We start from the raw sequence: 13305 nt of genomic DNA, 5'->3' as shown, positions 1-13305 counted from the left end.
CGTCAAGGTAAGGATGAAGCCTTGGTTCAGGGCCCGGGTGTTCCCGCGAAGAGTGGCAAGTTTTGCAAAAATGCAGTAAGCAAGGTCGGTAACAACCCGAGGAGCTGCCCATGGCGAACTCGAAGCTGACGATGGCGCTCTCGCATTACGACCGCCACGTTCCGTTTTTCGACGGCTCGGTGCGGATCGAAGGCGCGGACGTGACGGTCCTGGAGGTCGGGCAGTCCGAAGCGCTCAGGCACGGCCGCGACCGCCACGAGCGGATGCTTCAAAAAGGCGAGTTCGACATTTGCGAGCTGTCGCTCTCGTCGTACCTGATGGCGCGAAGCCGCAACATGCCGTTTACGGCCATTCCCGTGTTCCCGCGAAGGCTTTTCAGCCTGTCGCAGATGTGGGTCAATACCGGCGCCGGAATTCGTTCGCCGCGGGATCTGGTCGGTAAACGAGTCGGGCTCAGCACCTTTCAGACCACGCTCTCCGTGCTGGCGAAGGGGGATCTCCAGGCCGAATATGGGGTCCCCTGGCGTAGCATGCTTTGGGTGGTCGCCAAGGAAGAGGCGGTTCCGTTCACCCCTCCGGAAGGGGCGAGCATCGAGCTGGTAAGCCCGGGGAAAAAGCTCGGCCCCATGCTTGAATCCGGCGAGATCGACGCCCTGATGATGCCGCATCCGCCGCAGGAGGCGCTTCGCGGATCGCCGAAAATACAGCGCCTGTTCGCCGATCCGAAACGGGAGGAACTTCAATACTTCCGGAAAAACGGCTACTATCCAATCATGCACGTCGTGGCCTTCAAGGACGAGGTGCTGGCGCGTGCCCCGGAGCTGGTGCCGAGCACGATGGAAGCCTTCGAGCGCGCAAAAGAGGCGTGCAGGCGGTACTACGACGACCCCAACTGGTCTCGTTTCGTCTGGGGCCGCCATCTGTACGAAGAGGAGCGTAGTGTCTTCGGTGAGGATCCCTGGCCCAACGGTGTCGCCAAGAACCGTGCCAATCTCGAGCGGTTCATCGAGTATTCGCTGGACCAGGGCTTGATGGCGAGACGGCTGCGCGTCGAGGATCTGTTCGCTCCGGCGGCGCTGAGTTCCTGATTCCATGCCCCAGACCGTCAAGTGTCCCACCTGTCGCGCCGAAACCCCCTGGCAAAACAACCCTTACCGTCCTTTCTGCTCGGAACGCTGCCGGCTGATCGACCTCGGCGCCTGGATCGAGGAACGCCACCGCATTCCCGGCGACAGGCTGGACGTACCCGCGGACGCCGATGAAAACGACGATGAGCCTCATGACAGGTGAAGATCGGCCGGGAAGCTGACGGCCCGTACACCGGGCCGGATCACTATCCGCAGAACAGTCGGGGCCGGCCCACGCAACCAACCACGATGAGCATCCACCCCACCGCCGTGATCGACCCCAGGGCAGAGATCGAGCCCGGCGTCGAAATCGGTCCCTATGCCGTCATCGAAGGAGCGGTCAGGATCGGAAGCGGCACCCGGATCATGGCGCATGCCTACGTTACGGGCTGGACGGAAATCGGGCGCGACAACGAGATCTACCCGGGCGCGGTGCTGGGCTGCCCTCCGCAAGACAAATCTTACCGGGGGGATCGCACGTACCTGAAGGTGGGCGATCGCAATGTCTTTCGCGAGTGCGTCCAGATTCACCGAGGAACCGCGCCGGACTCCGCCACCGTCATAGGCGACGACAACTTTCTGATGGCCGCCTCGCATGTCGGCCACAATTGCCGGCTCGGCGATCACATCGTGATGGCGAACGGGGCCCTGCTGGGCGGCCACGTGGAGGTGGGAAACAACGTCTTTATTTCGGGCAACTGCGTGGTGCACCAGTTCGTCAGGATCGGCGCCTACGCCCTGATGCGGGGGCTCAGCGGCACAAGCCGCGACGTGCCCCCCTTTGCGATTATCGACTGGCAACACACGGTTCGGGGTGTGAACGTGGTGGGCCTGAGGCGGGCAGGATTCGACGAACGGCGGATCCGGGCTATCCGGGAAGCATTCCGAATCCTGTTTCGAAAAGGCCGGAATCTTTCCCTGGCGATCAGGGAAATAGAAGAGAGTGGAAGGGCCGACACCGACGTGGCGACCCTCCTCGACTTTATAAAGTCGTCGAAGCGAGGCGTCTGTACTGGCGCCTAGCGCGTGACGCTCGCTGGCGCCGCGGATGATTGAGCCGCGCGCTCGGGCTCCGGTGCTGGCGCCGGGGCGCCGACGAAATAGATCGGCTCGGTCCCCTTGAGGTGGCTCGGAGTGACCACGTAGTGACCGCCGACGGCCGGATAGATGATGTTGTTCGCCACGTCAGTGCGGCCGCCGCTCAGCACGTAGCCCAGCCCGCCGGTGAGCAAACCCAAACCGGCATAAGTGATCTTGGCCGGCATGTAAAAGACGTTCGCCAGCACCGACCCGATCCCGTAACCGGCCTCGTTTTGCAGGGCGGTTTCCGCAGGCTCCTGCGTCGCTGTGCTGTCCGCTGTCTGCGCGTAAAGCGGCGAGGCGGCCAGGAAGACAACAACCAATCCCAGGGCAAGGCCCTTAAATAATTGTGTTTTCATGGGGCCGAACATATCCAAAATCTGTGCTACTGTCAATAAAAATATTTTAAAATTCCACCTCCCTCTCCAAAGAACCGTTCTCCGGCCAGGGTTACCCGCTAACTTCCGGTTCCCATTTTCTAACCGGCGGTTTCCGCCGCCTCGCTCCGAGAGGTCTCGTCCTTCACCACGAAAAACCGCTCGTAGCAGGCACGGATCCTTTCCCGCCGGACCTCGTAGTCTTTCAGCAGCTTCTCGCCAGCCGATAGGCCCCCACGTCGCCGACCCTTCTTGCCGCCCGCGTAGCCCAGGGCGCGCGCGATGCTCTGGAGCCTTTCGGGCTCGCGCTCGAAGCTGTCGATCGACTGGTCCCGTTCGAGGCGCAAGCGGTGGTCAAGGCGGCGCAAGAACAGATAGCCGTCGAAGAGCAACGCGTAGTCCGGTTTCTTCAAGATGCCGCGGTGGTAAAGCGCCTTCAGGGCCTTTAAGGTTTCCCTTTCCCTCACTTCGGGGCAGCGGTAGCCGTGCGCCAGCTGGAGCATTTGCGTTACGAACTCGATGTCCACCAGGCCGCCGCGGCCCTTCTTGAGATTGAAGCGCGCCTCGTTCTCCCGGGCCAGCTCCCGCTCCATGCGCATGCGCAGATGGTGGATCTCTCCCGCTCCGTCGGGACCGAGCCCTCGGCCGAAGGCGAAACTTTCCCGAACCTCCTCGATCGCGGCGCCCAGCGCCGCATCCCCCGCGACGAAGCGGGCCTTGATCAGCGCCTGTCTTTCCCACAAAAGGGAGCTGGTCCTGTGATACTCGCGAAACGCGTCGAGGGAGCAGACCAGGGGCCCCGCTTTCCCCGAGGGGCGAAGCTGCATGTCGATCCGGTAGGCGATGCCCTCTTCGGTCGCTGCGGTGAGGTAGGTGATGAGTTTCTGCCCGACCCGGACGTAGAATTCGTGGGCGCTGAGGCTTTCCTGCCGGCCGCCGGCTGACCGGGCGTCCTCCGGCGCGTCATAAACGAACACCAGATCGAGGTCCGAATTGTAATCAAGCTCCTTGCCCCCGAGCTTTCCCATCCCGACGATCGCAAACCGCCCGCCGGGAATCGAGCCGAACCGCTCCTCCACCTCCGCAAGCGTCATCTCCAGGGCGACCTCCAGGCAGGCCGAAGCCAGATCGGAAAGCTGCGCCATGACTGGCTCCAGCTCGATCGCCCCGCCGAGATCGTGCAGGCCGATCCGGATGAACTCCTCGGTCCTGTAGCGTCTCAGCGCGTTGAGCTTGGCTTCGACGTCGCCGGCTTCGGCGACCGCAGCCCGCAGCTCCGCCGTCATCTCGTCTTTGCTTTTCTCCAGGCGGGTCAGGTCCACGCGGATCAGCACGTCGATCAGCTCCGGGCGCGCCAGGAAAAGATCCGTGAGGAACTGGCTGTCGGCGAACACCGTGATCAGCAGCCGCATGGTCGGCGGGTTTTCCGCCAGCAAGGTGAGAAATCCGGTGCGGCCGCCGATGCGATGGCTGAACCGGGCGAGGTTGAGCAGCGACCGATCGGGAGAGCTCGAGTTCGCGATCTCGGCAACGAGCGCGGGACCCAGGGTGCGCATCACCTTGAGGCGGCGCGGGCTGGGGGGCGCGTAGACTTCGCCGTCGCGCACGGCGAGCAGGTTCTCGTAAGCCCTCTCGGGGTCGGCAAAGCCGGCGTTCCGAAGAGCGCCGACGATCGCCTCGCGGCGGTCGAGATCGTTCCAGATCGACCCGAGCTCCGAGGCCCCCCGGCCGGTGATTTCTTTCTGCGCCCCGTAAAACAGCCGATCGAAAATGCTTCTCACCGCCGCGGTGTGCGCCCGATGATCGCGCCAGAAGAGCGCCCGCTCGCTGCGCGCCCCCTTGCGCACATACCCCAGCCGCCGCGCCAGCGCCCCCTCTTCCTTGGCGCCCTCCGGGATCGAGTGCGAGTGGGCTTCCTGGACCATCTGCACCTTGTGCTCCGTCTGGCGCAGGAAACGGTAGGCGGCCGACAGTTTCTCCTTTTCGGCGATCGAGATGAAGCCGTGCTCGGCCAGCCGCTCGAGCGCGGCGAGCGTGCCAGCCTCCCGGATCCTGGGCTCGTAGCCGCCGTTGACGAGCTGCAGGGCCTGAGCAAAGAACTCGATCTCTCGAATCCCGCCGTAGCCGAGCTTGATGTTTCGCTCCTTGCCCCGCGGGTCGAGCAGCTCGTTCTCGATGCGAAGCTTGAGATGCCGCAGCTCCTCCACCGTGGTGTAGTCGAGATAGCGACGATAGACGAACGGTTCCACCTCCTTGAGGAAGCGCCTGCCCAGAGCGAGGTCGCCCGCGACTGCTCGCGCTTTGATCAAGGCTGAGCGCTCCCAGCATTGCCCCCACGACTCATAATAGAGCATCGCCGAATCGACCGATTGCACCAGAGGGCCGTGAACGCCGAGGGGCCGAAGCCTCAGGTCGACGCGAAAAACGAACCCGTCTTCGGTGACGTTGCCCATCGCCTGGACGATCTTCTTGGCGACAGCCGTGAAAAAACCGCGCGCATCGGCCCGGCCTCTCGCGCCGCCGGCGCTCTCTCCTTCGTCGCTCTCGTAGAGAAAGACGACGTCGATGTCGGAGCTGAAGTTGAGCTCGCTGCCGCCGAGCTTTCCCATCCCGATGATGACAAAGCCGTTGTCGCGGTCGGCGCCGGGCAGGAGAAGCCGGCCGAAATCCCGCTCCACCTCGCGCCGGCAGAAGCGGTAGGAAGCCTCCAGCGCGGCTTCGGCCAGAGCGGTCAGCTCCCGCACCGTCTCCTCCAGCGTCACCGAGGCGAGGAGGTCCCGGGCGCCGATGCGGAGATACTCCCGCTGCTTGTGCCGCCGCAGGGCGGCACAGAACTCGTCGAACGAGCCTGCCCCGGCCGAACGGCTTTCCAGCTCGGCCAGGTGGTCGGCGACCGTCTTTCGCGCAATTCGGATCCGGCCCAGAAAGACCTCGGCCCAGCTCGCCCCCTCGCGAAGCAGGACTTCCCCGAGATAGGCGCTCGATCCCAGGAGCCGGACGAGCGCGGGCCGATCCCCGGGGGGAATCTTCTCGAGCGCCTCCGGGCCGCCCGCTTCGCCGAGGCGGAGAAGGTAATTGGCCGCCAGGTCGGGAGACGGACTTTCGCGAGCCAGCCGTTCGAAGTCGCGCCGGTCGTCGCCCGACAGTTGCAGAGACTGCAAACTTTTCACGCTCTTAGCGTAGTCGGGCCGGCGCGCAGCTGCAAGTCGTGCCCGTCAAGCCGCCCGCGGCTGACCTGCGGGTTTGAAGTTAGAGCGAGCCCCAGGCCGCGACCCGCCGCGGCGCGATCGCGATGAGCGGCCTCTCTTCGATCGCCATCCGGCGGTACTGGCTGTACTTGCGGCGAAGCAGCCTGACCGCCTTCCGGTGGCGCGGTCCGCGCATCAGGATCTCGGCCGTCCCCGCGACGAGCACGTAGGCCAGGCGCTTCCAGTCTTCCTCGTAGCGATCGACGACCAGCGAGACCCGGGGGTTCTCGCGGATGTTGCGCATCCGTTTGAGCCTGTCCGGCGAGACCCGCTTGGGTTTCTCGTCGACCGGCGAATAGAAACGGGTTCCGTCGAAAACGAAGCAGATCGGGACGACGAGGGGCTGCCCATCGGCGCCCGCGGTGGCGAGATGGGCGACGCGGGCTGACCGAATGAAGCGTCGGACCGGCAGGGAAAACCGGGGGCCGACCCGTCCCGCCATCCCTTGGCCGCGGCTCCGTGTCAGATCTTGAACTCCCCGACCGCGCTCGGAGCGAAGATTTCCTCGACGGTCACCGGGCGCGCCAGCAATCCCTGCTCGCCCATGTAACGAACCAGATGCTCCAGAACGTGGCGGTTGGCGGCGATCCCGTACGGCCACCAGTCGGGGCCGAAAATCTCGTTGAGCTGCTCGCGCTCCCACGGGAGCCAGGGAAGCGTGCAGGACAGGGTGTTGGTCGGGAAATTCAGCTTCCTGATCGCGAGGTCCTTCGCAGCGGTAAACGCCTTGAGGAGACTTCGGGCCACCCACGGATGAGCGTCGTAGATTTCCCGGCGGATCACCAGCACGTGCATGATGGGGAAGATCCGGGTCCGCCGGTAGTAATCGACCTCGACCTCCTTATAGTTGGGAAACAGCCGCCGGACTCGCGGCGAGCCCTGGAGAAAGCACGAAGGGCTTCGGGCGGAGATCAGGGCATCGATCTCGCCCTTTTCGAGCATGGAGTTGAGCGTCTGGTCGGGAGCGATCGAGTCGACCCGGATCGCGGGCGGCAGCTCGAGCCTGACCCGCTCCTTTCTCCCTGGCTCTTCCTGCCCGCCGACGAGCCAGTGCACGTCCTCGGCCCGCACGCCGTAGTCGTCCTTGAGAAACCCCCGGATCCAGACCGCCGCCGTGATCGAGTACTCGGGAGCGCCGACCCGTTTGCCCTTGAGGTCCGCGGGCGTGTCGATGCCCGAGCCGGTGTTGATAAAAACACACGAGTGCCGGAAAAAGCGGGACGGGAAGACCGGAATGGCGACGAACGCGGACTCCCCGCGGCTTACCGCCGTGATGTGGTTCGAAAGCGACATCTCGGAAACGTCGAACTCCCGGTGGTGCCCCATGCGCCAGAAGATCTCCTCGGCTTCGAGCGCCACGTAGTTCAAGCGGATCCCCTCCGCCGCGACCGCGCCGGACTGAAGCGCCTGCGTGCGGTCGTAATCGCCGCAGGCGACGGTCAGAAACAATTTTTCCATTCCCAACCCCCGAAACTCGTTATGAATTCGCGACTATGCGGACATCGTACCGTGACGGCGCGTGGCCGAGAGCGGTTTCCGGTTTTCGCTCTCTGCTTTTCAACGTCGCCCGACGATTGAACCTGACCAATGAACTTCTCGCGTGCCTGTTTTTCTTACCTCACTTTGAATCCCAGCGCGAGTAGCGCTGGGCGATCGCGATCAGGACCACTGAAATCGCCGAGATGACCAGCCCGATGGCTGCGACCCGGCCGCGCATGCCGTCCAGATACAGGAAATAGAGCAGTGGTCCGAGCGGCTCGGACCCCGGGCTGTAGAGAAACAACGTCGCGCTGAACTCCCGCATGAAGATCGTCACCAGGATGATCCAGCCCGCGAGCACGCCCGGTCGCATCATCGGGACCAGCACGCGCCGAAACGTCGCCAGAAAGCCGGCGCCGCAGACGATCGAGGCTTCCTCCAGCTCCCTGTGGATCTGGATGATCGTGCTCGTCACCGCCCTCAGGCCGTAGGGGAGAAAGCGGGTCACGTAAGCGATCATGATGATCCACAGCGTGGCGTAGATCGGGATCGGGAAGTCGACGTAAGCCCACAGCAACCCGAGCGCGAGCGCGGTCCCCGGAAACGCCCAGGGGATGAAAACCAGCCCCTCCAGAACCCCGCGTGCGGCGATCCGGGTCCGGACGGTGAGGTACGAGGTCAACGCCGAAAGGACCATGCAGACCGTGGCGCCGACCAGCGCCAGAAACAGGCTGTTGATGAACGCCTTGTGCACCCGCGGCGTCTCCCAGATGTAGCGGAAATGGTCGAGGGTCAAATTCTGCCAGGTCTGCCACGTCGGCACGTGATAGTAGGGAAGCAGCGCGACGAGCAGGAGCACCAGCGTCGGCAGGACGACCAGCAGCACGAGCAACAGAAACGCCACCGCGGAAGCGGCGTATTTCCACGGCCCCAGATCGATCTGGTGCGGGCGAAACCCCTTGCCGGTCACGGTCGAGAAGCTCTCCACCTGGGAGGTGAAGCGGCGGTAGAGATGGACGAAGACCAGGGCGATCCCCAGGATCCCGACCCCGTAGGCCGCCGCGAGGTTGTGGTTGGTCGGAAAAGACCCCAGCGCTTCCCGCCAGATCTTCGTGGTGAACACCTCGATCCGCGCGGGCAGGGCGATGATCGCCGGCGTATCGAAGCTTTCGACCGCGCGCACGAAGTTGAGCGTCGCCGCCGCCAGAATCGCCGGCCGTATCAGCGGAAACGTGATCCGCCGCGCCACTCCCAGCTCGCCGGAACCGAGCGTCTTGGCCGATTCCTCGAGGGAAGGATCCATGCTCTTGAGCGCGGCGGCCACGATCAGGAACGCGAGCGGCGTGAGGATCAGCGCCTCGACGAAGATCAGCCCCGGCAGCGAATAGACGTTGAACGGCCCCTTCTCGACTCCCAGCAATGCGACGAGGGCGCCGTTGATCAGCCCGTTGCTCGGGTTGAGCAGCATCACCCAAGAGATGGAAACCAGGATGGGCGGCAGAATGTTCGGCACGATCGCCGTGAGCTCGAAGATCTTCCGGAACGGGGCGTTCGTGCGGATCGTGATCCACGCCAGCGTCAGGGCGAAGGCCACCGACAGACCCGCCGCTCCGAGACCGAAGACGAACGAGTTCAAAAGCAGGGGATAGGCTTCCGGGTCCCCGTAGGCGCGGACGTAATTCTGCAGCGTAAAATTGCCCGGAACGCCCAGCGGCGAGTCGGTAAGGCTGCCGTAAAAAAGGAAGAAGGTCGGATAGAGACTCAGGAAGCCGAGGACGGCGCTGACCGCCAGAAAAACCCACGAGACGGGCTGTCCGAGAAAGGCGCCGACGCGCGTCCGGCCCCAGGCCGAGGTCAGCGTCGCGCCGGCGGAGAGCGCTCTTCCCGTAACGGACACCGGCTCCGGTGCTACCGCAGAAAGATCTGCTGGTACTCCTTTTTCTTCTGCGCGAACTGTTTGGAATCCAGGTCGTACATCTCCACGAACTGGATCTTGTCCGCATCCGGCAGCGGCGGATAAACGCCCTTGCGGTTGACGAACTCGCCCAGCTTCGCGATGATCGACATGCTCTCCTGCCCGAGGAAGAAATCGATCAACGCCTTCCCTGCGTTCGGATGCGGCGCTTTGTTCCCGAGGCCGAGATAGTGCCCGTCGCCCATCATCTTCCCCAGCCGGACGTAGTCGAGCGGCGCGCCCTTCTTGCCGAAGGTGACGACGTACTTGACGTAAGTGATCGCGATCGGGGTCTCTCCCGTGGTCACGCGCTCCACCGCCGGCAGGAGCGACTCGACCAGCACCGGCTTGGCGGCCGCGAGGTCGCGGATGTACCGCTCCGCCTTTTCCTTGCCCATGAGCTTTTCCAGGCTCGCCACCCACTGCGTTGTCGTGGTGTGCTGCGTGGGGTCGGGCATGACGAGCTTGCCCCGGTACTGGGGTTTGACCAGGTCTTCGAGCGACTTCGGAGCGTCCGCCGGCTTGACGACGTTCTTGTTGTAGACGACACCGATGATCACGTTGCGGTAGCGCGGGCCGAGATTGGGATCGATCGATTCCTTGGCGAAGTCCTTGGCCGAGGGCGAGAGATACTTCTCGAAAATGCCCTGCTTCTGCATGATCTGCATCGGGTTGTCGTTGGTGAGGATCACGTCGAACAGGGGCTTGCCAGCGCGGTATTCGCTGAGCGCCCGGTCCATCACCTTGGTCGCCGACGCCCGCCAGTAATCCACGCTGAGGCCGGTGCGCTCGCGGAACAGCCTGAACACGGCATCCGCCGTGTCCGATTCGAGCGAGCCGTACACCGTGACCTTGCCCTCCTTTTTTGCGGCCTCGAGAAGCTTCGCCTCCTGACCGTGCGCCGGCGCGCCGGTGGAAATTGCTCCCGTAAGGAGCGCCAGAAAAGCCAGCCTTCTGAGCATGGTCGCCTCCTCGTTGCTGCCGTTGCCCGTCCCCAAAGCGGAGGCGATCGTTTCAGATTTGACCGGGCGAGTCAAGTTTTGGGGCGGCTGCCGGGCGACTTGCAGCCGCTGTTTGACTCCATGCCGGATCGCATATACTAAGAACTTGGTTTCCGGTTCCCGGTCTCCGGTTCGAGGAAAAGCCGGACGGAGACCGAAGACCGCGGGCCCGAACAGGGTCCCGGTTGACGAAAGGGAGAGATGGCATCGATGGAGAAGCTGGATCTGCTGGTCAAGAACGGGGAGGTCTGGACGCCGGGAGGCTTCGTCGCCGCCGACATCGCGGTTCAGGGCGGGAAAATCGTCGCGCTCGGCAAGCCCCCCGCGTTGCCAGAGACCGCCGGCAGCGTCGTCGACGCAACCGGCAGGAAGGTGATTCCCGGCTTGATCGACACGCACACGCATCACCGCGATCCGGGCTTTACCCACAAGGAGGACATCACCACCGCGACGCGCGCCGCGGCCGCAGGAGGCGTCACGCTCTCGATCGGCATGCCCAACGTTGACCCGCCCACCACCACCGTCGAGCGCTACCGCCGGCTGATCGAGGACCACAAGAAAAAGGCGATCGTCGACTTCAACCACAATCCATCGGGCACCGTTCCCGAGGAAATCCCAGGGCTGGCAAAAGAGGGACCTCTGGCCTTCAAGATCTTCATGGTCAGGGACACCGGCCGCGACTATCCGCACATGCCGGGCATCGGCCTGCACAACCACGGCGATCTGTTCCGCTGCTTCGAGGAAGTGGGGAAGACCGGGCTTCCGCTGATGGTCCATCCCCACGACCAGGACCTCATGGACGAGATCGAGCAGCGCTACTGGAAGCGGGGCGACCGCAGCCCCCAGGCCTACGCGAGGGCGTACCGCGACTTCGACGGCATCATCTGGGACACCGCCATCGCGACGCTGTTCCGCTTTCAGAAAGCGGTGGGCAACAAGCTGCACGTGCTCCACATGAGCACGCCCGCAGGGCTCGACATGCTGCGGCGTGCCAAGGACGAGGGCCGACCCTGCAGCTGTGAGGTGAACCCGTGGGCGCTCTTCCTCGGCTCGTGGGAAAACGTCGAGAAGCTCGGCCCGTACTGCCTGGGCTTCTGGGTGCCGCCGGCGCACGTCGAAGCGCTGTGGAAAGGCATCAACGACGGCACCGTCGACCTCATCGGCACCGACCACGCCCCGCACACGCGGGAAGAAAAAGAGGTGGGATGGAAGGACATGTGGAAGTCACCGGGCGGAGAGCCGCAAATCCAGGACTACCTGAGGTTGTTCCTGACCGCGGTCAACGAAGGGAAGCTCACGCTCGACACGCTGGTGCGGGTGACCTCGTACAATCCCGCCCGCATCTTCGGGCTCTATCCCCGTAAGGGAACCATCCAGCCCGGCGCCGACGCCGACCTAGTCATCATCGACATGAACAAGGAAGAGGTGATCAGCAACGAGACCACCTACACCAAGGTCGGCTGGACTCCTTACCACGGCCGCAAAATCAAGGGAGCGCCGGTGCGCACCATCCTGCGCGGCAAGACCGTGATGGAAGACGGCAAGGTGACCGGCCAGCCGGGAGACGGCCAGTTCGTGCCGCCGCTGCGGTGAGGCGAGCGGGCAAGCTCCCTCAGCCCTTGACCACTCCCACCGGACGAAAGCGGGCGACGCGCCGCGACACCCCGGCGGCCTCCATCGTCTCGACGACGTCGGCAACGTCCTTGTACGCGTGCGGCATCTCCTCGGCCATGGTGGCCCGGCCGCGATAGCGAGCGATTACGCCCCGCCGGATCATTTCGCGGTCGATGTCGAAGTTCCGGCTTTCCCTCTTCGACTGAGCCCGACTCATCACCCGGCCAGCGCCGTGGCAGGTGCTGCCGAAGGTCTGCTCCATCGCCCCTTCGGTCCCGACCAGGAGGTAGGAATAACGCCCCATGTCCCCGGGGATCAGCACCGGCTGGCCCCAGCGCTGGTAGGCGGCCGGGACCTGCGGGTGGCCGGGGGGAAACGCGCGCGTGGCGCCCTTGCGATGCACGCAGAGCCGGCGCGTCCTTCCGTCGACGCGGTGCTCCTCCAACTTGGCAATGTTGTGGCACACGTCGTACACCAGCGAGAACTCGAGCTCCCGCGGGCTGGTGCCGAGCGCCTGGACAAAGGCCCTTTCCGCCTGGCTCATGATCACCTGGCGGTTGACCCACGCATAGTTTGCGGCCGCGGCCATCGCTCCAAGGTAGTCCTGCCCCTCGGGCGACCGGATGGGCGTGCAGGCGAGCTGGCGGTCGGGAAGCGAGATGCCGTATTTCGGCATCGCGCGGTTCATCACTTTCAGGAAATCCTCGCAGACTTGATATCCGAGCCCGCGCGAGCCGGTGTGGATCAGCACGACGATCTGGCCCTCGAACAATCCCAGTGCGTCGCCGACCCGCGGCTGGTAGATCTCGTCGACCCTGTCGATCTCGAGAAAATGATTTCCCGAGCCGAGCGTTCCGACCTGATTGAGGCCGCGCTCGAGCGCCCGTTCGCTCACCGCCTCGGGCGCGGCCGACGCGAGCCTGCCCGCTTCCTCCATGAACCCGAGGTCCTCCGGGCGCCCGTACCCTTCGCTGACCGCCCAGCGGGCGCCGTCGCGGAGCAGTCGCCTGCCCTCCTGTCGGGTGATCCGCGGGATGGCGCCTTCGGAGCCCACGCCCGAAGGGATCAGCGAGAAGAGGGTTTCGACAATGCGCGGCAGCTTTTCCCTGATCTGCTCGAAGACCAGACCGGTCTTCGCGAGCCGAACGCCTCAATTGATGTCGTAGCCGACGCCCCCCGGGGAAATCACGCCGTCGTCGACGTCGACCGCGGCCACGCCGCCGATCGGAAAGCCGTAACCCCAGTGGATGTCGGGCATGGCGAGCGAATAGCCGACGATGCCGGGCAGATGGGCGACGTTCATTACCTGCAGCAGGCTGTTGTCGGCTCTGAGCGCGGAGACGAGCTTTTCGGTGGCATAGACGCGCCCCGGGACGCGCATGCCGCCGCGCCGGGGAATTTCCCAGAGGTAATCATGTACGCGCA

The 13305-nt window shown here is 64.4% G+C and carries 10 protein-coding genes and 1 pseudogene; 4 read left to right on the top strand and 7 right to left on the bottom strand.

The features are described from left to right. Nucleotides 1-110: 110 nt before the first annotated feature. The 3 genes from VNN77_02050 to lpxA are packed head-to-tail and all read left to right on the top strand — an operon-like array spanning nt 111 to nt 2150. On the top strand, nt 111-1088 hold the full coding sequence (locus tag VNN77_02050) for an ABC transporter substrate-binding protein (GenBank protein ID HXG50174.1): 978 nt from the start codon (nt 111-113) through the stop codon (nt 1086-1088). A 4-nt stretch (nt 1089-1092) separates the two neighbouring features. Continuing rightward, nucleotides 1093-1290, top strand: coding sequence for a DNA gyrase inhibitor YacG (locus VNN77_02045; protein HXG50173.1), 198 nt, complete (start codon nt 1093-1095; stop codon nt 1288-1290). Beyond that, nucleotides 1287-2150, top strand: coding sequence for an acyl-ACP--UDP-N-acetylglucosamine O-acyltransferase (lpxA, locus tag VNN77_02040; protein ID HXG50172.1), 864 nt, complete (start codon nt 1287-1289; stop codon nt 2148-2150). The genes VNN77_02045 and lpxA overlap by 4 nt, the downstream gene beginning before the upstream one ends. Here lpxA and VNN77_02035 read toward each other — a convergent pair. The 6 genes from VNN77_02035 to VNN77_02010 form a co-directional block, all read right to left on the bottom strand. Further along, on the bottom strand, nt 2147-2566 hold the full coding sequence (locus VNN77_02035) for a hypothetical protein (protein ID HXG50171.1): 420 nt from the start codon (nt 2564-2566) through the stop codon (nt 2147-2149). The two genes, lpxA and VNN77_02035, sit on opposite strands and share 4 nt — an antisense overlap. 119 nt (nt 2567-2685) lie before the next feature. After that, a complete protein-coding gene (gene glnE / locus VNN77_02030; GenBank protein ID HXG50170.1) occupies nt 2686-5754 on the bottom strand; it encodes a bifunctional [glutamate--ammonia ligase]-adenylyl-L-tyrosine phosphorylase/[glutamate--ammonia-ligase] adenylyltransferase in 3069 nt (1022 codons plus the stop codon). A gap of 79 nt (nt 5755-5833) precedes the next feature. Continuing rightward, nucleotides 5834-6274, bottom strand: a complete 441-nt coding sequence (locus VNN77_02025; GenBank protein ID HXG50169.1) for a TIGR03668 family PPOX class F420-dependent oxidoreductase — start codon at nt 6272-6274, stop codon at nt 5834-5836. 20 nt (nt 6275-6294) lie between these two features. Further along, the gene (locus tag VNN77_02020) at nt 6295-7290 is read right to left on the bottom strand and encodes an ABC transporter substrate-binding protein (GenBank protein HXG50168.1); all 996 of its coding nucleotides are present in this window, start codon (nt 7288-7290) and stop codon (nt 6295-6297) included. A gap of 160 nt (nt 7291-7450) precedes the next feature. After that, entirely contained in the window at nt 7451-9208 is a 1758-nt protein-coding gene (locus VNN77_02015; protein ID HXG50167.1) for an iron ABC transporter permease, read from the bottom strand. Nucleotides 9209-9219: 11 nt separating this feature from the next. Then, on the bottom strand, nt 9220-10227 hold the full coding sequence (locus tag VNN77_02010; protein HXG50166.1) for an extracellular solute-binding protein: 1008 nt from the start codon (nt 10225-10227) through the stop codon (nt 9220-9222). A 249-nt stretch (nt 10228-10476) separates the two neighbouring features. Here VNN77_02010 and VNN77_02005 point away from each other — a divergent pair, with 249 nt between their 5' ends. Continuing rightward, nucleotides 10477-11859, top strand: a complete 1383-nt coding sequence (locus VNN77_02005) for a dihydroorotase family protein (protein HXG50165.1) — start codon at nt 10477-10479, stop codon at nt 11857-11859. A 19-nt stretch (nt 11860-11878) separates the two neighbouring features. On the opposite strand, the pseudogene VNN77_02000 reads toward VNN77_02005, so the two are convergent. Beyond that, nucleotides 11879-13183 (bottom strand): annotated as a pseudogene (locus tag VNN77_02000) (RtcB family protein). Nucleotides 13184-13305 lie beyond the last annotated feature (122 nt).

Source organism: Candidatus Zixiibacteriota bacterium (genome assembly GCA_035574315.1).
In the GTDB taxonomy this organism is placed as follows: domain Bacteria; phylum Desulfobacterota; class Binatia; order UBA9968; family UBA9968; genus DATLYW01.
The sequence above is the reverse complement of the archived record's forward strand: the minus strand, read 5'-3'. Positions and strand labels throughout refer to the sequence as shown.

Excerpts from the sequence above, each read along its gene's own strand:
- VNN77_02050 (HXG50174.1), top strand. The coding sequence starts at position 111 with ATGGCGAACTCGAAGCTGACGATGGCGCTCTCGCATTACGACCGCCAC.
- VNN77_02045 (HXG50173.1), top strand. The coding sequence starts at position 1,093 with ATGCCCCAGACCGTCAAGTGTCCCACCTGTCGCGCCGAAACCCCCTGG.
- VNN77_02035 (HXG50171.1), bottom strand. The coding sequence starts at position 2,566 with ATGAAAACACAATTATTTAAGGGCCTTGCCCTGGGATTGGTTGTTGTC.
- VNN77_02025 (HXG50169.1), bottom strand. The coding sequence starts at position 6,274 with ATGGCGGGACGGGTCGGCCCCCGGTTTTCCCTGCCGGTCCGACGCTTC.
- VNN77_02020 (HXG50168.1), bottom strand. The coding sequence starts at position 7,290 with ATGGAAAAATTGTTTCTGACCGTCGCCTGCGGCGATTACGACCGCACG.
- VNN77_02010 (HXG50166.1), bottom strand. The coding sequence starts at position 10,227 with ATGCTCAGAAGGCTGGCTTTTCTGGCGCTCCTTACGGGAGCAATTTCC.
- VNN77_02005 (HXG50165.1), top strand. The coding sequence starts at position 10,477 with ATGGAGAAGCTGGATCTGCTGGTCAAGAACGGGGAGGTCTGGACGCCG.